Annotated in this window: 18 protein-coding genes; 10 read left to right on the top strand and 8 right to left on the bottom strand. The window is 49.8% G+C overall.

All coding sequences use genetic code 11. The features are described from left to right. Window positions 1–149 precede the first annotated feature (149 nt). The 10 genes from arnB (at window position 150) to OK023_RS09175 (ending at window position 10,857) form a co-directional block, all read left to right on the top strand. Entirely contained in the window at window positions 150–1,304 is a 1,155-nt protein-coding gene (gene arnB / locus OK023_RS09220) for a UDP-4-amino-4-deoxy-L-arabinose aminotransferase (protein WP_317697257.1), read from the top strand. Further along, on the top strand, window positions 1,291–2,271 hold the full coding sequence (arnC, locus tag OK023_RS09215; RefSeq protein WP_317697254.1) for an undecaprenyl-phosphate 4-deoxy-4-formamido-L-arabinose transferase: 981 nt from the start codon (window positions 1,291–1,293) through the stop codon (window positions 2,269–2,271). The genes arnB and arnC overlap by 14 nt, the downstream gene beginning before the upstream one ends. Then, window positions 2,271–4,253 carry a bifunctional UDP-4-amino-4-deoxy-L-arabinose formyltransferase/UDP-glucuronic acid oxidase ArnA gene (gene arnA, locus OK023_RS09210; protein WP_317697608.1) on the top strand — a complete coding sequence of 661 codons (1,983 nt, stop codon included), beginning with the start codon at window positions 2,271–2,273 and terminating at the stop codon, window positions 4,251–4,253. Before arnC ends, arnA begins: the two co-directional genes overlap by 1 nt. Beyond that, window positions 4,250–5,158 (top strand): 4-deoxy-4-formamido-L-arabinose-phosphoundecaprenol deformylase, encoded by a 909-nt coding sequence (gene arnD, locus OK023_RS09205; protein ID WP_317697252.1) that lies wholly within the window; start codon window positions 4,250–4,252, stop codon window positions 5,156–5,158. Before arnA ends, arnD begins: the two co-directional genes overlap by 4 nt. Continuing rightward, a complete protein-coding gene (gene arnT, locus OK023_RS09200; protein ID WP_317697249.1) occupies window positions 5,158–6,822 on the top strand; it encodes a lipid IV(A) 4-amino-4-deoxy-L-arabinosyltransferase in 1,665 nt (554 codons plus the stop codon). The genes arnD and arnT overlap by 1 nt, the downstream gene beginning before the upstream one ends. Further along, window positions 6,822–7,163, top strand: a complete 342-nt coding sequence (arnE, locus tag OK023_RS09195; protein WP_411569400.1) for a 4-amino-4-deoxy-L-arabinose-phosphoundecaprenol flippase subunit ArnE — start codon at window positions 6,822–6,824, stop codon at window positions 7,161–7,163. Before arnT ends, arnE begins: the two co-directional genes overlap by 1 nt. Continuing rightward, window positions 7,160–7,558 (top strand): 4-amino-4-deoxy-L-arabinose-phosphoundecaprenol flippase subunit ArnF, encoded by a 399-nt coding sequence (gene arnF / locus OK023_RS09190; RefSeq protein ID WP_317697246.1) that lies wholly within the window; start codon window positions 7,160–7,162, stop codon window positions 7,556–7,558. The genes arnE and arnF overlap by 4 nt, the downstream gene beginning before the upstream one ends. A gap of 145 nt (window positions 7,559–7,703) precedes the next feature. Next, window positions 7,704–8,162, top strand: a complete 459-nt coding sequence (locus OK023_RS09185) for an NlpC/P60 family protein (protein WP_317697243.1) — start codon at window positions 7,704–7,706, stop codon at window positions 8,160–8,162. Window positions 8,163–8,219: 57 nt separating this feature from the next. After that, window positions 8,220–9,233 carry a lipoate--protein ligase A gene (locus OK023_RS09180; RefSeq protein WP_317697241.1) on the top strand — a complete coding sequence of 338 codons (1,014 nt, stop codon included), beginning with the start codon at window positions 8,220–8,222 and terminating at the stop codon, window positions 9,231–9,233. A 181-nt stretch (window positions 9,234–9,414) separates the two neighbouring features. Next, the gene (locus OK023_RS09175) at window positions 9,415–10,857 is read left to right on the top strand and encodes a protein adenylyltransferase SelO (protein ID WP_317697239.1); all 1,443 of its coding nucleotides are present in this window, start codon (window positions 9,415–9,417) and stop codon (window positions 10,855–10,857) included. Window positions 10,858–10,884: 27 nt separating this feature from the next. Here OK023_RS09175 and OK023_RS09170 read toward each other — a convergent pair whose 3' ends face one another. The 8 genes from OK023_RS09170 to OK023_RS09135 all read right to left on the bottom strand — a co-directional run bounded on the left by OK023_RS09170 (window position 10,885) and on the right by OK023_RS09135 (window position 18,779). Beyond that, window positions 10,885–11,655, bottom strand: a complete 771-nt coding sequence (locus OK023_RS09170; protein WP_317697237.1) for a heme ABC transporter ATP-binding protein — start codon at window positions 11,653–11,655, stop codon at window positions 10,885–10,887. A gap of 7 nt (window positions 11,656–11,662) precedes the next feature. Next, window positions 11,663–12,667: an iron ABC transporter permease gene (locus tag OK023_RS09165; protein ID WP_317697235.1), complete on the bottom strand. Its 1,005-nt coding sequence runs from the start codon at window positions 12,665–12,667 to the stop codon at window positions 11,663–11,665. Continuing rightward, window positions 12,667–13,497, bottom strand: coding sequence for a hemin ABC transporter substrate-binding protein (locus OK023_RS09160; RefSeq protein ID WP_317697233.1), 831 nt, complete (start codon window positions 13,495–13,497; stop codon window positions 12,667–12,669). The genes OK023_RS09165 and OK023_RS09160 overlap by 1 nt, the downstream gene beginning before the upstream one ends. Then, the gene (locus tag OK023_RS09155; RefSeq protein ID WP_317697604.1) at window positions 13,494–14,531 is read right to left on the bottom strand and encodes a hemin-degrading factor; all 1,038 of its coding nucleotides are present in this window, start codon (window positions 14,529–14,531) and stop codon (window positions 13,494–13,496) included. Before OK023_RS09155 ends, OK023_RS09160 begins: the two co-directional genes overlap by 4 nt. A 66-nt stretch (window positions 14,532–14,597) precedes the next feature. Then, window positions 14,598–16,625: a TonB-dependent hemoglobin/transferrin/lactoferrin family receptor gene (locus OK023_RS09150; RefSeq protein WP_317697231.1), complete on the bottom strand. Its 2,028-nt coding sequence runs from the start codon at window positions 16,623–16,625 to the stop codon at window positions 14,598–14,600. Between the two features lie 88 nt (window positions 16,626–16,713). Then, window positions 16,714–16,884, bottom strand: coding sequence for a hemin uptake protein HemP (hemP, locus tag OK023_RS09145; protein WP_317697602.1), 171 nt, complete (start codon window positions 16,882–16,884; stop codon window positions 16,714–16,716). Window positions 16,885–17,058: 174 nt separating this feature from the next. Beyond that, on the bottom strand, window positions 17,059–17,544 hold the full coding sequence (locus tag OK023_RS09140) for a glutathione peroxidase (protein ID WP_317697229.1): 486 nt from the start codon (window positions 17,542–17,544) through the stop codon (window positions 17,059–17,061). Window positions 17,545–17,732: 188 nt separating this feature from the next. Beyond that, window positions 17,733–18,779: a 3-deoxy-7-phosphoheptulonate synthase gene (locus OK023_RS09135; protein ID WP_317697227.1), complete on the bottom strand. Its 1,047-nt coding sequence runs from the start codon at window positions 18,777–18,779 to the stop codon at window positions 17,733–17,735. Window positions 18,780–19,462 lie beyond the last annotated feature (683 nt).

The following is a 19,462-nucleotide window of genomic DNA, read 5'->3' as shown; positions in this document are numbered from 1 at the left end:
ATATATCCCTAAGCTAAATTATATGATAATGCTTACCGATTAAAGCTGTAGATAAACCACGAGCATGCATTCTCTCGGGTGTTTAACTTCTATTAAATATCTGAGTTTTACAGTGGCAGAAAAATTTCGAGACGTTTGGGGTCTTAACTATGGATCAATTCCTGCCTTTTTCACGCCCGGCGATTGGTGATGAAGAAGTGGCTGCGGTAGAAAAGGTATTGCGCTCTGGCTGGATCACCACGGGGCCGCAAAATCAGCAGTTGGAGAATGAGTTTTGTAAAACCTTCGGGTGTAAGCATGCCGTGGCGGTATGTTCTGCGACTGCCGGTATGCATGTCACCTTGATGGCATTGGGTATAGGCCCAGGAGATGAGGTGATAACCCCCTCACAGACTTGGGTTTCCACTCTTAACATGATCGAATTATTGGGGGCTACCCCGGTAATGATTGATGTTGATCGTGATACGTTGATGGTCAACGCCGCTGATGTAGAAGCCGCAATCACTCCGCGGACGAAAGTTATCATCCCTGTTCACTATGCCGGTGCGCCATTACACATGGACGCTTTGCGCGACGTCGCGCAGCGCCATAGCATTCCTCTGATCGAAGATGCAGCACACGCTGTAGGCGCTCGTTTTAACGGCGAGTGGGTCGGCGCTAGAGGGACTGCCATTTTCTCCTTCCACGCAATTAAAAATTTGACCTGTGCTGAAGGTGGGCTGATTGCCACCGATGATGATGTGCTTGCCGATCGGGTTCGTTGTCTGAAGTTTCATGGCTTGGGTGTTGATGCTTTTGACCGCCAGTTGCAAGGGCGCAAACCACAGGCTGAAGTTGTTGAGCCTGGTTACAAGTACAACCTTTCAGACATTCATGCAGCGATTGCTGTCGTACAACTCGCACGTCTACCGGCGTTAAATGCCCGCCGTAAGGCATTGGCCGAACGCTATCTTGTCGCACTGAAAGACTCGCCATTCCAACCTTTGGGCTTGCCGGATTATCCGCACGACCATGCATGGCATCTGTTTATGGTTCGTGTCGATGCGCGCCGCTGCGGTATTGAACGTGACCAGCTGATGGAACGCTTGAAAGAGTTTGGTATTGGCACTGGGTTGCATTTTCGCGCTGCCCACACGCAAAAGTTTTACCGTGAACGCTACCCACAACTTTCTCTGCCGAATACCGAATGGAACTCGGCATGCTTATGTACCCTACCGCTATTTCCTGATATGACCAACGCCGATGTTGACCGCGTGGTCAGCGCCTTATTCTCAGTTTTGGAGTCTTCCAGTGTCTCGCGCTGAACCGATTAAAAAAGTCTCTGTGGTAATCCCGGTATTCAACGAGCAGGAAAGTTTGCCGGCTTTACTGGAGCGCACCACAAACGCTTGTAAACAACTCCTGCAACCTTATGAAATTATTCTGGTTGATGATGGCAGTAGTGATAATTCTGCTGAAATACTCAGTGCTGCGGCGAACCAGCCCGGCAGCTGTATTATTGCAGTATTGCTTAACCGCAATTACGGGCAACATTCGGCGATTATGGCGGGGTTCAATCAGGTTAGCGGTGATCTGGTGATCACTTTAGACGCTGACCTGCAAAACCCACCGGAAGAAATTCCGCGTTTAGTCAGTGTGGCAGAGGAAGGATATGATGTTGTAGGCACCGTGCGTGCCAATCGACAGGATTCCTGGTTTCGCAAAACGGCTTCCCGCATGATCAATATGATGATCCAAAGCGCTACCGGTAAATCGATGGGTGACTACGGTTGCATGCTGCGCGCCTATCGCCGCCATATCGTTGATGCCATGCTGCACTGTCATGAACGCAGTACCTTTATTCCGATCTTGGCAAATACTTTCGCTCGTCGCACCACGGAAATCGAAGTACGGCATGCCGAGCGTGAATTTGGTGATTCCAAATACAGCCTAATGCGACTGATCAACCTGATGTATGATCTTGTCACCTCCCTGACCACAACGCCCCTGCGTTTATTAAGTGTGGTAGGTAGTGTGATCGCGTTATCAGGATTTATATTGGCGGTATTGTTGATTACTCTGCGTTTGATTTTAGGGCCGGAATGGGCTGCTGGTGGCGTATTTACGCTTTTTGCTGTGCTGTTTACCTTCATTGGGGCACAGTTTGTCGGTATGGGTTTGTTGGGGGAGTATATCGGCCGCATTTATAATGATGTCCGTGCTCGCCCGCGCTATTTTATTCAGAAAGTGGTCGGCGAGAAGCAGACCCAAAACACTCAGGAAGAAGAATGATGAAAGCTATCGTATTTGCTTACCATGATATTGGTTGTGCAGGGCTGAAAGCACTGACTGAAGCGGGCTATGATGTGCAGGCTGTGTTTACGCATACCGACGATCCTGGTGAGAACAACTTCTTTTCTTCCGTTGCCCGCTTGGGTGCTGAGCTGGATTTACCGGTATATGCGCCAGAAGATGTTAACCATCCGCTCTGGGTGGAACGAATTCGTGAACTACAACCTGATATCATCTTTTCATTCTACTACCGCAATATGCTGAGCGAAGAAATCCTGTCCTTGGCACCGAAAGGCGGTTTTAATCTGCATGGCTCGCTACTTCCTCGCTACCGTGGCCGTGCCCCGATAAATTGGGCACTGGTCAACGGCGAAACCGAAACCGGAGCAACGCTGCATAAAATGGTAAAACGCCCGGATGCAGGGGATATTGCTGGTCAAAAGAAAGTCGCTATTCATGAAACCGACACTTCGTTGACGCTGCACAAGAAAGTGTTAGAAGCTTCACAGGCGTTACTCGAAGAACAACTGCCGAAATTGAAAAACGGCACGGCGACTTTTACCGCCCAAGATGAAGCGAGTGCCAGCTATTTTGGTCGTCGTACTGCGGCAGATGGTGAGATCCATTGGCACAAATCGGCCCATGAGATTAACAATCTGGTCCGTGCGGTTACCGAACCGTATCCAGGTGCATTTAGTTATCTAGGCCAGCGCAAATTGATCGTATGGCGTTCACAAGTTCTGGATACGCAGCATAGCAAACAGCCTGGCACCGTATTGAACACTTCTCCTCTGGTGATTGCTTGTGGCGAGGGTGCCTTAGAAATTATGGCCGGTCAAAGCGAGTCTGGTCTGTATGTGCAGGGTAGCCGTTTGGCGCTGGAAATGGGCATTGTTACCGATGTTCGATTGGCGCCAAAACCCAGTGCTATCATGAAGCGCAGAACCCGTGTATTGATCCTTGGGGTTAATGGCTTTATCGGTAACCACCTGACTGAGCGTTTATTACGAGATGATCGTTATGATATCTACGGTTTGGATATCGGTTCTGATGCCATCAGCCGTTTTCTGGACAACCCTCGCTTCCACTTTGTGGAAGGAGATATCAGTATTCATTCAGAGTGGATCGAATATCACATCAAGAAATGCGACGTGGTATTGCCGTTGGTGGCGATCGCTACGCCGATCGAATACACCCGCAACCCGTTGCGTGTATTTGAACTGGATTTTGAAGAAAACCTGAAAATTGTCCGCGACTGCGTGAAATACAACAAACGCATTATCTTCCCTTCCACTTCAGAAGTTTATGGAATGTGTGACGATAAAGAGTTTGACGAGGATAGCTCGCGTTTGATCGTTGGGCCAATCAGCAAGCAGCGTTGGATTTACTCGGTATCCAAGCAGCTACTGGATCGTGTTATCTGGGCTTATGGTGCTAAAGAAGGTCTGAAATTCACGCTGTTCCGTCCATTTAACTGGATGGGGCCGCGGTTGGATAATCTTGATGCGGCACGTATCGGGTCTTCGCGCGCTATCACTCAGTTGATCCTTAATCTGGTTGAAGGTTCACCAATCAAATTGATGGATGGTGGCGCACAAAAACGTTGCTTCACTGATATCAACGATGGCATTGAAGCGCTGTATCGCATTATTGAAAACCGTGATGGGCTTTGCGATGGCCAGATTATTAACATCGGTAACCCAACCAATGAAGCAAGCATTCGTGAACTGGCTGAAATGTTACTGGCCAGCTTCAACGAACACCCGCTGCGCGGTAATTTCCCTCCGTTTGCCGGTTTCAAAGATGTGGAAAGCAGCAGCTACTATGGTAAAGGCTATCAGGATGTTGAGCACCGTACGCCAAGTATCAAAAATGCGCGCCGTCTGCTCGGCTGGCAGCCGACGATTGCCATGCAACAGACCGTTGCCGATACATTGGACTATTTCCTGCGTACCACAGTAAAGGAAGGTAGCGGTGAATGAAGAAAGTCGGTCTGCGAGTTGATGTAGATACCTTCAGCGGCACTCGTGAAGGCGTGCCGTGTTTGCTGGACCTGTTTGATAAATATGACATTCAGGCCAGTTTCTTCTTCAGCGTAGGGCCGGACAATATGGGGCGCCACTTGTGGCGCCTGCTTCGACCTAAATTCCTGATGAAAATGCTGCGTTCAAACGCTGCATCACTCTATGGCTGGGATATCCTGTTAGCCGGTACCGCTTGGCCTGGGCGTAACATTTCTCATGCTTTTGGCGCGTTGATGAGGCGCACTTTAGAGATGGGACATGAAGTGGGGCTACATGCCTGGGATCATCAAGGTTGGCAGGCACGTGTTGGGCGCTGGTCTAAAGAAGAGTTGACGCATCAGATCCAATTGGGCCTTGATGCATTGACTGCGTGTATCGGGCAACCGGTTAAATCGTCGGCAGTTGCTGGATGGCGCGCTGATCAACGTGTCGTAGATGCTAAGCAAGGTTTTAACTTTGATTTCAATAGCGATTGCCGGGGCACACATCCGTTTCGTCCTTTATTAGATAATGGGCAGCCTGGAACAGTACAGATCCCAGTGACACTTCCTACGTTTGATGAAGTGATTGGCAGCGAAGTCAGTGTCGAAAACTTCAACGATTACATTCTGCATGCAATCGAGAATGATCGTGGTGTACCTGTGTATACCATTCATGCTGAAGTTGAGGGAATGTCTCAATCTGCCATGTTCGAACAATTATTGCAGCGTGCGCGCCAGCAGGGCATAGAGTTTTGCCCGTTAAGCGCGCTGCTACCAAAAGATACGGCATCATTGCCGTTGGGCCGCATCACGCGAGCGCCGTTTCCTGGCCGTGAAGGCTGGTTAGGTTGTCAAACCGAGATAGAGGGAAAAGACGTTTAATGAAAGCGCTGAAAGGAACCTGGGCCATTGTATTGGCCATTTTTTTTGTTCTGGTGTATCTGATCCCGCTCAATGGGCGTCTGCTATGGCAGCCGGATGAAACCCGTTATGCGGAAATCAGCCGCGAAATGGTGGCAAAGGGGGATTGGGTTGTGCCCAATCTGCTCGGCCTACGTTATTTTGAAAAACCCGTTGCAGGTTATTGGTTTAATAACGTAAGCCAGTTATTGTTCGGCGAGAATAATTTTGCCGTACGCTTTGCTTCGGTATTCAGTACAGCTCTCACCGCGCTGTTGGTCTTTGCATTGGCGTGGCTGATGTGGAAGAACGCGCGCCGTGCGTGCCTGGCCGCGTTAATCTTCCTGTCGATGGTACTGGTATTCAGCGTTGGCACTTACAGCGTACTGGATCCTATGATCTCATTGTGGCTAACGGCGGCGATGGTGAGTTATTACCTGACACTGAAAGCCAGCACTGCCAAGGGGAAACTGGCGGGATACGTATTGCTTGGGCTTGCCTGCGGTATGGGATTCATGACCAAGGGGTTCCTGGCGCTTGCCGTGCCGGTGATTTCAGTGATACCGATTGTTATTCAACAGCGGAAAATCAAGGAATTGTTCTGCTACGGCCCTGTAGCGGTCGTTGTTGCTGCGCTGTTAAGCCTGCCGTGGGCACTGGCAGTGGCACGAAGTGAGCCTGATTACTGGAATTATTTTTTCTGGATTGAGCATATTCAACGCTTTGCCGATGACAATGCTCAGCATAAGGCACCATTCTGGTACTACCTGCCAATATTGGTCGCAGCGGTGCTACCGTGGTTAGGACTGCTGCCTGGATCGCTGCTCAAAGGATGGCGTGAGCGTGTGCAACGACCAGAGCTGTTTTTTCTGCTGAGCTGGGTGATCATGCCCTTGATTTTCTTCAGTATCGCTAAAGGTAAATTGCTCACCTACATCTTACCCTGTATGGCGCCGATGGCGCTGCTGATGGCGGCATACGCCGAGGATTGTGTTACACAGTTGCGAACTCGCGTTTTCAAAGTCAACGCTTTGTTGAACGGCCTATTTGGTCTGACAGGCATTATTGGATTGGTGTTGATAGGAACAGGGGTATTACCTAACGTAGAACTGTTTTCTGCAAATGAATGGCCGAAAATCATTTTTGGCATCATTGCTTTTGCTGGCTGGATGCTATTTGCGGTTGTTTCGGCACGTAACAATGCACAACGTTGGACCTGGGCGGCTGCATGTCCGCTACTGCTTTGTCTGTTGATCGGCTATGCCATTCCACAACAGGTGATAGATTCCAAGCAGCCGCAGCACTTTATCCAAAACAACATTTCGGTGTTGAACCAGAGCCGTTTTGTCATGACAGACAGCGTGGGTATTGCAGCTGGTCTTGCCTGGGAATTGAAACGCAGTGATATTCTGATGTTCAGCGAGAAAGGTGAGGTTACCTACGGTCTGGCTTATGAGGATTCTCGTAACCGCTACGTTAGCTATGAGGATTTCCCTCAGTGGTTGGAACAGGCGCGCAAACAAGGCGATGTATCACTTGTACTGCAACTTTCGCGAGATGAACGTGTGCCGCAGAGTTTGCCAACACCCGACAGCGTTTACGAGACGAGTCGTTTAGCGTTGTTGTGGTACAAGCAACTGCCCTGATGGCTTACTTATTGGTAATTATGGTCAGCCTGTTGACCTGTGCAGGGCAGCTCTGCCAGAAACAGGCTGCCCAAGTCTGGCAACAGGCTAGCGAACATAGACTGGTTGTTACGCTGCGCTGGTTAGTGCTGGCGATAATATCATTAGGCCTAGGCATGGCCATATGGTTAATTGTTTTGCAGCGCCTTCCTCTCAGCTTGGCTTACCCGATGCTCAGTTTCAACTTTGTTCTGGTGACGTTAGCGGCAAGCTGGTTGTTCAACGAGACGACGACGCTACGCCATTGGCTTGGCGTGGGCGCGATTGTGCTTGGGATCTTGCTGATGAGTTTTAATCCATGAAAGGTTATGCATGGGGCACAGCCAGTGTTTTGTTGGTGACAATAGCCCAGTTGCTGATGAAATGGGGTATGGTGCAGATCCCTCTCCTGTCATTTTCCGATATCACTTTGCAACTGCTCAGTCACTATTGGCTGGCATTACTGGCTGTCAGTGGTGGTATATTCGGTTACGCGTTATCAATGCTGTGCTGGTTCTTTGCACTGCGCTATTTACCGTTAAACCGCGCTTACCCCTTGTTGAGCGTCAGCTATGCGCTGGTGTATTTGGCTGCCGTGATCTTGCCGTGGTTTAATGAATCGGCCACGTTGCTGAAGACGTTGGGCACGCTGTTGATATTGTTTGGCGTTTGGCTGATTAATACCAACAGTTCAGTAAAGCCTCACCAACAAGATTGATGCAATTATCTCTTTTATAAAGATTGTCTTTATCCTGCCTTGAGAGATAGATTAACCCAAAGCATTCTCCTTACACCGTAGCAGCATAGTGAAAATGTTGTTACGGTGTGATCCGAAAGCGTTTTTCAGTAAAGGGAACAATGTGATGCGGAAGTGGTTTTTATTAGCTTGCTTGATCCTTGCCGGTTGTAGTAGTCATACGCCACCACCGAGTGGGCGTTTATCAGATTCAATTGTGGTGGTAGCGCAATTGAATGAACAGCTGCGTCAATGGTATGGCACGCCGTACCGCTACGGTGGGCTTGATAGAAATGGTATAGACTGCTCGGGTTTTGTTTATCGTACTTTCCGCGATCGTTTTGACCTGCAATTACCACGTTCTACCGCACAGCAAACCGCGATTGGTAATAAAGTATCGCGTGATGAACTGATGCCGGGCGATCTTCTGTTCTTCAAAACCGGTAGCGGTGAAAATGGCTTACACGTCGGCATTTACGACACTAACGATCAATTTATTCATGCTTCTACCAGCAAAGGTGTAACGCGCTCTTCTCTGAATAATGGCTATTGGCGCAAAGTTTATTGGCAGGCTCGCCGTATCTGACGCTCCACGATGTATCTAGTGTATGATGATCTCATCGCAATATTTCCGGTGACCTCCATGAATTCCTTACGTTTATTGATTTCTGACTCTCACGATCCCTGGTTTAATCTGGCTGTGGAAGAGTGCATCTTCCGCGAAATGACAACGCAAAAAATTCTCTTCTTGTGGCGCAATGCGGAAACTGTCGTCATTGGCCAATCACAAAACCCCTGGAAGGAGTGTAATACTCGGCGTATGGAGCAGGATGGCATCCGTCTGGCTCGTCGCAGCAGTGGTGGTGGGGCAGTGTTCCACGATTTGGGAAATACCTGTTTTACTTTTATGGCTGGCAAACCAGGTTACGATAAGTCCGTTTCGACTGGCATCATCTTGCAGGCGTTGAAAAACGTCGGTATCGATGCATCAGCCTCCGGGCGAAACGACCTGGTGATCGAGACTGCGGATGGAATACGCAAAATATCAGGCTCCGCCTATCGCGAAACGCAGGATCGCGCGTTTCACCATGGTACGTTGTTACTGAATGCCGACCTCAACCGTTTGGTGGATTATCTTAACCCCGATCCTAAAAAGTTGCAGGCCAAGGGGATTACCTCGGTTCGTTCACGGGTCGCTAACCTGGCTGAGTTTGTCCCCGAAATTGATCACCAACAGATCTGTGAAGCAATTATTGAGGCATTCTTTACTCACTATGGAGAAACTGCGCAGCCAGAGGTGATCTCTCCAGATGTGTTTCCCGACCTGCCAGATTTTGAAAAACAATTTGCCAAGCAAAGTAGCTGGGAATGGAACTTTGGCAAAGCGCCTGCGTTCAGTCATCTGCTGAGCGAACGTTTTATTTGGGGGGGGGTCGACATTTTTTTCGATGTCGATAAAGGCAAAATTACACGAGCACAAGTCTTCACAGACAGTCTTAATCCTGCACCATTGCAGGCGCTAGCCCAGATGCTGGTGGGATGCGTTTATCGCAGCGAATGGGTGGCAGCCTGCTGTGAACCACTGTTACTGCAATACCCGCAACAGGCGGTTGAGCTTAACGAATTGCGGCTATGGCTATGGGACACTATTAAGTAGTACTGATTGCTTCGTGGATTTCTCATGCAGGTTTTCCCTACAGTTACTCGGTGTTAATCGTTCTCTCCTGGCTCTACACTAGGTTATGTCACTTAACGGTTAAGCTCGCCTTCTGCCTTTCAGGACGGTGAGGTTAACTCGGGCCATTAAGGGACGCCGGCTAAATAGAAATGGAGTGGCTATGCTGCAGTTTCAGAATGCTTATCATCAACAATTACCGGGTTTCTATACAGAGCTGAATCCAACCCCTCTGAGCAAGGCTCGCCTGCTCTATTTCAGCCAACCGTTAGCATGTGAGCTAGGGCTGGATAACAGTTGGTTTACGCCAGATAAAACGTCTGTATGGTCTGGCGAAACTCTGCTTCCCGGTATGCAACCGTTAGCACAGGTCTACAGCGGTCACCAGTTTGGTGCTTGGGCGGGGCAGTTGGGTGATGGGCGAGGGATCTTGCTGGGTGAGCAGAGACTCGCGGATGGTCGCGTCATGGATTGGCATTTAAAAGGGGCTGGATTGACACCCTATTCCCGCATGGGGGATGGTAGAGCCGTATTGCGTTCGGTGATCCGTGAGTTTCTTGCATCAGAAGCCTTCCATCATTTGGGGATCCCCACCACACGTGCGCTGACGATTGTGACCAGCGAGCATCCGGTTTTTCGTGAACAGCCAGAGCGTGGCGCTATGTTGCTTCGTGTGGCAGAGAGCCATGTGCGCTTCGGTCACTTCGAACATTTTTACTACCGTAAACAACCTGACCAGGTCAGACAACTTGCTGACTTTGTGATTACCCGCCACTGGCCACAGTGGGCAGAGGAAGAGGATCGCTATCCGCGCTGGTTTACCGATGTTGTTGAACGTACGGCACGTATGATTGCACATTGGCAAACTGTCGGTTTCGCCCACGGGGTGATGAATACAGACAATATGTCGATCCTGGGGCTAACGATGGACTATGGTCCCTACGGTTTTCTGGACGACTATCAACCCGATTTTATCTGCAATCATTCTGATCATCAGGGCCGTTATGCTTTTGATAATCAACCGGCAGTGGGGCTGTGGAACCTACATCGCTTGGCACAATCGCTTTCCGGCTTGATGGCAGTGGAACAGCTACAGGAGGCCTTGGCAGCTTACGAACCTGCGCTGATACAGGCATATGGCGAACAAATGCGTGCCAAGCTGGGATTCTTTACACAATCTGAATCAGATAACGATCTACTCGCCGGTTTATTAAGCCTGATGGCACAAGAAGGGCGTGACTATACCCGAACGTTCCGCTTGCTATGTGACGTTGAGCAGCAACATAAAGATACGCCACTGCGCGATGATTTTATCGACCGAGCGGCATTTGACACCTGGTATCAGCATTATCGTCAGCGTTTGCAACAAGAGGGTGTGAGCGATGCTGAACGTCAGCAAGCCATGAAGAAGGCCAATCCCAAACTGATTTTGCGTAATTATCTAGCGCAGCAGGCGATAGAGGCGGCGGAACAGGATGATGTCAGCAAATTGGCCCGCTTGCATCAGGCTTTGCAGAGGCCTTTTGACGATAATACAGAGTATGAGGATCTGGCCGCTTTGCCTCCCGACTGGGGTAAACACCTGGAAATATCCTGTTCAAGCTGATGAGTATATGCCTTCCTTGGCCCAATGCTATTGCCGTAAATAAACCTGCGGCAATGCCGTATCTGGGTGAAGAGTGACACCCAGATCTGCCTGGTACCAACGCAGCAGACACTCCTGTTGCAGCACTTCGTGTGGTGTACCGGAAGCGACTAACCGCCCTTGGTGTAACAAGAAGATGCGGTCAGCATATAAGGCGGCCAGATTGAGGTCATGGAGGATACAGCACACGGCTAATGGTTGTTGACGTGTCAACGATCGTAGTAGACGTAACGTATGTTGCTGATGATAAAGATCGAGCGCGGAGGTGGGTTCATCAAGGAATAACCATGCTGGGGCTGGTTTTGGTTGCCACAGCTGCACCAGTACCCTAGCCAGTTGAACACGTTGTTGTTCCCCACCAGAAAGCTGTCGGTAATCGCGTCGAGCCAGCGCCGTGCAACCGGTTTGTGCCAATACCTGCTTAATCGCCTGTTGCTCATCACGCCCGCCATAAGGTGAACGCCCCATGGCTACCACTTCTTCTACACTAAATGGAAATGCCAGTTCGCTGTGTTGACGCATGACTGAACGGACTTTTGCCAATTGCTGTGGATGCCACTGTTCGAGCGGTTTGCCAAGCAGGCGACATTCACCGCTGTCCGCTGCCTGATAGCCGGTAAGCAAGCGCAGTAAGGTTGATTTACCGGCACCGTTGGGGCCAATAATCGCCACCACTTCACCGCTGGCTATGCTCAGCGAGATATTGGTCAGCAGCTTGCGGCCTCCACGGCTGTAGTGAAGTTGCTTAGCCGTAAGCATGGGTAAATTATCCACCTGACCGTTCCCGCTGGCATATGACCAGCCACAGAAAGTAGGGACCACCAATCAGACTGGTCATCAAGCCAACCGGCATCTCTGCCGGTGCGACCAGCGTTCGTGCCAGCGTATCACTGACCAACAGCAGGCAAGCGCCACCCAAGGCAGAAGCAGGGAGTAACCAGCGATGATCACCGCCAAGGCGTAGACGTACCAAATGTGGAATAACCAAGCCGATAAAGCCAATCACACCACTCATGGCAACCGCAGCGCCGATCAGCAGTGCGCTGAGTAACAACAATTGCAGTTTGGTTCGTTGAACATTGACGCCGAGATAATGCGCTTCTTCATCACCGAGCTGTAGCAAATTCAGGCGACGGGCTTGCAATAAGGTCAACAACGCCGTCGGCAACACCAGTGATGCAGCTACGATCAGCGTTGGCCACTGTGACTGGCTGAGGCTGCCCATCATCCAAAGTGAAAATTGACGAAGTTGCTGGTCGCTACTGAGGTAAGAGAGCACGCCAATCGCTGCCATGCACAACGCATTAATCGCAATGCCTGCCAGCAGCAAGCGTGCGAGGCTACCGTGGCCACTGCGGCTAATACCATAAATGACAATTGAGACTAACAGGCTGCCTAAAAAGGCGGCAAACATATGGCTGTATAATGCGATAACCGGCGGTAAGGCGATAGGCATGACGATGATAAGGGCTACAACCAATGCGCCACCGCTGCTGATACCCAACAGGCTGGGATCGGCTAACGGATTACGGAACAATCCCTGCATCACTGCGCCTGACACGGCCAATGCACAGCCGATGACGATGGCCAGCATGACGCGCGGCAAGCGGATATTCAGCCAGATATGCCAGGCGGTATCACTCAACGGCAACTGCCATAAGGTATGAAAAGAGAGAGTCAAAGCCCCCATATTGGTGGCTCCGAGGGTCAACAGCGTTAGCAGGATCAGCAAACAGCCGATTGCCAGACGGGGTGAGCTCCTTAAACGCATTACTTTTGCTCCGCTGCGATACGCAGTAAGCCAAGGGCTTTGGGTGTTTGCAGGCCGAATCCTAGTAGTGCCATATCATCAACGGTGAGAACTCGGCGTTTTTTACCGGCGGGTGTTAGTGCGATACCCGGCAATTGCCATAAATGCGCCAGGCCACCCATTGAGCGAACCGTATCGGTGGTGACTAATAATAAATCCGGGGCGCTGGCAATCACGCCCTCTTGTGAAAGAGGGCGGTAATTATTGAATCCTTGCATCGCGTTTTTCAACCCGGCGGCACGGATAATGGCGTCTGCCGCGGTATTCTGGCCGGCCGCCAGTGGGGTGATCCCACCGTGGCTCATAACAAACAATACTTTCACTGGCAGTGGCGTAGTGTCTATTGCCGCCAGTTGCTGTTGATAACGCTCGGCTAGCTGCGTACCTTGGTTGTTGCGGTTTAACGCCTTGGCAATAATATGGATTTTCTTTGCTACAGCTTGCAACGTCGTATCACCGGGGATCCGCACCACGTTGACGCCACTTTCCTTCAGTTGTTCGACAGCCAGAGCGGGTTCCGCCAGTTCGGATGTCAGAACCAAGGTCGGCTTTAGTGCCAGAATACCTTCAGCATTCAGTTGGCGCATATAGCCGATGTTCGGTAATTTCTCTGCGGCAGCAGGATGAAGGCTGGTGCTGTCACGTGCAATAACCTCATCCCCGACACCCAGAGCGAAAGTAATTTCGGTCACATCACCGCCGATGGAGACAATTCGTTCAATGGCAATGCTTGTCAATGAGACCGTCAGTAGGCTACAAAATGCCAGTTTGCCGAGTAATGAAACCTTCATGCGGCGATATCCTTAGGCTCAAGGCGGGCAATCTGCTGACGCCATTGGGTTTGTTCTGGTTGTCCCTCGGTCCGCTGCCCATAAAGTTGCGCGATTTGTGTACCATCTGCGGCAAACAGCTCCAGACTGGTGACCATGCCATCTGTGGTCGGTTTACGGGTGATCCAACTTTCCGCAATAGCATCTTCGATCAGGTGCAGGACAAAATGGCGGTTGAAGATATTCAGCCAACCATCTTGTGGCATCAGGCGCTCAATATGACCGGTAAATATCTGAACACATCCCCGGTTGCCAACGAAAATCATAATTTCGTTCCGTTCGGTTTGCGCAGCTTGAAGAATTTGTGACAGTGCGTGGTTGTCGACGCGATAGGCCAGATCGTTACCCACGGCACGGAATGCCTGTTGGCGGGACAGATTATTGCGGCTTAACAGTTGAAAAAATTGGTGTACGTCGGTCATTGCACGCCATTCAGTGTCGATTTTGGTGGTATCCACCCCCTCATGGACCATGTTGTTCTCTTCAGGCTGACGGAGTTCCAATCGAGGATTTTCAGCACTTTGGTAACGTTCGATCAGTGTTTGCCAGGTAGCCAGATGGGTTTCATCGGTGGTGTACACCTTATGCAATGCTTCCCCTTGATGATCAAAGAACTGAATGCTGTGGCGAACGCCGCGCTTATTGGTTTCAGTTAACGCGAAAGCGCTGGCCCAGTGATTGAGAAACAGGCGTAGATCCAGTTCGCGCGGGTTAAGGATCAGACCCGCGTGGCCATTAAGGTATTGGTTTTGATAGCGGCCTATTTGTTCATGAACCGCGAAACGGTTACGCGTGATTGACTTGGTGATGCCGACTTGTTCAAGCGCCGCCAGCAATGTACGCGCATCGGCCTGCAAGCGCTGCGCGTCATGCCCGACACGGGCGTGAATTAATTCTGCCTCACTGACATTGAGCAGTGATGCTAAATCTCTAGCATACTTACCTGGATTATCGTTCTTTGCCATTTGATAACGCTGATACAGAGTTTCGTTCATCATTTTTGCTCCTTTACTTAGGTTAAATGCGGGCTAATGACTTGCCCGCAAAAGTTCAAAAAAGAGTTACCACTGATAGCTGATCAGCAGTCTGGCATCACGACCAGCGCGTGGAATACCTTGTGAAGTAGAATATTCCTTATCAAAAGCGTTCCCCAGCACCACGGAGGTGGTGACATTCTTCAACTTATCGCGGCCTTGGTAGCTTAGATAGAAATCGTGTACACCATACCCGCCTTGTTCAGCGGTACCTTCGCGTACACGGTTTGAGCGCTCAGCAAGAGTAGCGATCCAGCCAGCAGCAAGACTGGTTCCGGGAACGGGGATGTCCAATGTACTGGTGACGGTGTCTGGTGAGATATCTGATAGCCATTGACCGCTTTTGCCATTGAGTTCACCTTGATTGGAGCGATCTTTACCACGGGTGCGGTTGTAAGCCAGATCCCAACGGAACCAGTAACTCTGGTAACTTAATGTGGTGTCCCAACCCCAGATTTTGGCGCGAGAAATATTTTGTGAGTAGGATTTACGGCCTCGAATATCAACGTATTGGCTGATGTAATCGTGGGCATCCGTATCGAAATAGCTGGCTTTGAACTGAAGCGTGTCATCTGTGAGCAGCAGGTCATCGAAGCGTAGGCCAAAACCGAATTCAGTCGTACTGTTAGTTTCCGGTTTCAAATTAGGATTAGATATCCAATAGTTACCGGGGAAGTGCATTGAGTCGTTGTACATTTCCCCCATGGTTGGAGCACGAAATGCCTGGGAATAGGAACCGAACAGCATCAACCAATCCGTTGGGGATAACGTAATCGCGCCTCGGGATGACCATTTGTCAGCGTTGACATCGGCATGTCCCTGACTTGTTCCCTTATAGTCGTCGTAGCGTGTTCCTGCGATGATAGAAATAGGCAGATCACGCAAGGTGATCTCGTCTTGTAACCAACCGGAAGAGAAGTTGATCTTTGCCTCAGGAAAGCTGGTGGTGCTACCGTCTGGTCGTTGTTTTTGCTGGTAAGTTTCTGTGCCGTAAGTCAGTAGATGAGGAGCAAAACTGTTGCTAAACAGCTGAGTACGGTTCTCCAGTTTTGCACCATGAGTGGTTTGCTTACGGAACTCGTCAATTTTGCCGGTATTATGCGCGTTGATTTTCACTTCCGAGGTATAAAGCTTTGCTACCGCATCAATCCAATCTTGGTCTTCGGGTTTCAGCTGATAACCTAGTACGGCGTCACGCTGGATTGTGGAACGATCGGTAAACGGATTAGCTTTGCTCGCCGTCGGTTCTTGTGGGTTCTTGGGCTCCCGTGCACTGTTATTGTAGTAGCGTAGATCGCCACTTAATGACTGATTATCGTCTATTTTCCAGGTACCTTTGGCCAGAATATTGCTTATGGTTTCGTCATTTGGTGCGTCAAAGCCGTTGCCTTGGCGAATGTTGCCGATGTCACGAGCACCAAACGAAAGCAAACCATCAAGGTTATCGGTCTTACCGTAGGCACTGGCCCCCATACCCAGGCTGTGATCGCCAGTGGCAGCATTGCCGAAGACGCGGAAACCCTGTTTATGACCCGGCAGCAGCAGGTCGGCGGCGTCGACGGTTTCGAAGGCGACAACGCCACCTAGAGCTCCACTGCCATACAGTAAGGCGGATGGGCCGCGTACCACCTCAATGCGTTTTACCAGCCAGGGATCTAGGAAAACGCTATTGAGGTGGCCGGTATCCGTTCCCTGTCGGATGCCATCAACCAGTGTCAGAACCCCATTTTTGCCATAGCCGCGTAGCGTGAAATCTTGGCCGTTGGTACGGCCCCCGCCGGTAACAGTGAGACCTGGAACATGGCGTAACATATCTGCCGCAGAAGTTGCCGTTTGGCTCTGGGGACTATCACCGTCGATCACGGTGACCATCATGGGGGCTTCGAAACTGTTACGTGGGTTACCGGTGGCAACCACGGTTATAGGGGCATTCTTATTTACCTTGGTGTCGGAAACGTCGGTGTTGGTTTGTGCAATAACCACCGTTGGCAGAGTGCAGGCAATCGCCAAACTTACTGCGGATAAACGCAGTTGGGTGGATAAAAAGGCAGGCATGTTGCAATTCTCCGTATGTTTTAAACATATCAATAGATTTGCTGGCTGCCTGGATCACGAGATCGGGGTGGCTGGCGGTAATTAGCGGTTATTTAGTCAGGATCAATTTCCCTGCTTTGGTTTGGCGCAGCTGATAGCGCTGTCCTTGATGTGTAATCACAGCCAAACCATCTTGCCCCAGCAATTCTGCGCTATCGAAGCAAGGAGGCAGTGCTGTGTCTGCACTGCTTTCTGAAGCGCTGTAGTAACTCTGGAGCATATGGGAATTATTGTGTTTGTCCATGAAGTCAACCATCAAAAGTTAATTCTGTATTGATAATCATTATCATATTGACAGGAGGTTACATCAAGTTAAATTTTGTGTCGAGAGCATCTTCTTAAGATGGACGGTATAAACACATGGACGTATTGGTTTGACAGTTTTAATGAAACACTATGACAACAGGGTGGTGATATACTCACGCAGGCTCTCTGGGCCTATCGTGGGTGAAAAACGTTTAATTTTTTCACTATCAGCACGAAACAGAAATTTCGTGAAGTTCCACTTGATACGCTCACTGCCTAACAGCCCCGGTGCTCGACGTTTCAATTCAATAAACAAGGGGTGTGTATTCGCTCCGTTAACATCGATTTTGCTGAATAACGGAAAACTGACACCGTAATTCAGACGACAAAAATTGGCGATTTCTTCTGAATTACCCGGCTCTTGTCCGCCAAACTGGTTACAGGGAAAACCCATAACCATCAAGCCGCGTTCGCGATATGACTGCCATAGGTTCTCTAAACCGAGGTATTGTGGGGTAAAACCGCACTTGCTGGCTGTGTTGACGACAAGGTAAACCTGTGCTGGAAAATCAGCGAGTGTTTTGTATTCTCCTTGCAGGGTAACGCAGGGAATGGAAAGCATGGGATTACTCATCGGCAAAGCTCCAAATGTTGTTAATACACGCCGTCTTTCAAGCCGCTGTGGCGCGATTCTCTTACCGATCATCTTGCTGCAACGTGAATGTACTTGGGTATAACAGATATAAGGATTTCATGCCAGCTAGGTAAGTATAGGCGAAGGAGAACATTGAAAACCGGGGCGACCGTACCCCCGGTTAAAAATCAGAAGCGGGTATCTACCGCATCAGCCAGCATAGCTAACAGTTGTTCGCTATCAGACCAGCTCAGGCAAGGATCAGTGATGGACTGGCCATAGATCATGGCTTGGTCGGATATAATTTTTTGCGCGCCTTCAACCAAGAAGCTTTCCGCCATAACTCCGGCGATGGCCATAGAACCGGCACGGATTTGTTGGCAGACATTTTCGGCGACTTCTAACTGACGGCGGTGCATTTTCTGGCAGTTGCCATGACTAAAATCGATCACCAAGTGTTCCGGCAGATCAAATTCGCGCAGGCTATCGCAGGCAGACACGATATCTTTGGCATGATAGTTCGGTTTCTTTCCACCACGCATGATGATATGGCCATAAGGATTGCCGCTGGTCTGGTAAATCGTCATTTGGCCACGTTTGTCTGGCGACAAGAACATATGGCCCGCTCGTGCGGCCCGGATCGCATCGATGGCAATGCGCGTATTACCGTCTGTGCCATTTTTGAAGCCCACTGGGCAGGAGAGTGCCGAAGCCATTTCACGATGGATCTGGCTTTCAGTGGTACGAGCTCCAATGGCCCCCCAACTTATCAGGTCGGCGATGTATTGGCCGATCACCATATCCAGAAATTCGGTAGCCGTAGGTAATCCAAGTTGGTTGACTTCCAGCAGTAATTTGCGGGCCATCTCAATACCGCGGTTGACTTGATAGCTGCCATTCAATTCGGGATCAGAAATCAAGCCTTTCCAGCCGACGACAGTGCGTGGTTTTTCAAAATAGGTGCGCATTACAATTTCCAGACGATCCTGATAACGTACTCGCAGCGTATTCAGACGCCCAGCATAATCAATCGCAGCATCCAGATCGTGGATAGAGCAGGGGCCAATTACCACCAATAGACGACGGTCTTCACCGCAAATAATTTTTTCAATGCGTTTGCGTGACACTGTAACGTTACTGGCAACCATTTCAGAAATCGGCAGCTTCTCCGCGAGTGCTTCAGGCGTAATAAGGCTGTCGATACGCGCGGTCCGCAGTTCATCTGTTTTATGCATGTTTTTCTCTAAGGCTGTTCTTCGCAGCGGCTGAAGTGCCGGGAAGTGATTGCGATCACAATAACGTAAAAACGGATGAATTCAACCGTAGAAAGGGGGTTCTGCTGACTAAATCGGCTAAAAAAGGAAAAAGTCAGGGGAGTATGGCCGTTTTCTCGCCATCCAGAATTGGCTAAAAGAAGATTATGCCGCTAGCGTTCCAAATGGCGTTATGTGTTGGGTTTTATGTGTATACTCGCTCAACTTCAACTTGCCTGTGTGTTTGCTGCGAGGCAACTTCGGTCGCAGAGTTGTCGATACGATCGAAGTTACTCGCTGTTTTCATGCGGTCTGCATAACACGTCGAGTGATTGATAACGGTGCAAACTCTTATACCGCTTCGCTTATTGGAAGTTAATTCTTCACTTATATCGCAGCATTGGCCACACTTGCGGGAAGTGATGATCAATTATTCAATATGTTGATTGCAGTGTAAAATCTCCGATTTTGGATCTGGGGATAGAATGGCTAGAGTTGATGTAAGGTGTCCGTTTTGTGAACAAGAAAACATCAACTCATTGAATACACGACCTATTCGCTCAAGGTGAGAACACCGGATGCTTACACTTGTCCGGCCCGCAGGCATTGCTCCTTCGGAGCTAACAGATGTAACTCGAATTATTTAGAGCAGAGAATGTTCGATC

Source organism: Serratia sp. UGAL515B_01 (assembly GCF_033095805.1).
GTDB lineage: Bacteria > Pseudomonadota > Gammaproteobacteria > Enterobacterales > Enterobacteriaceae > Chania.
This window is presented reverse-complemented; position numbering and strand designations above follow the sequence as displayed.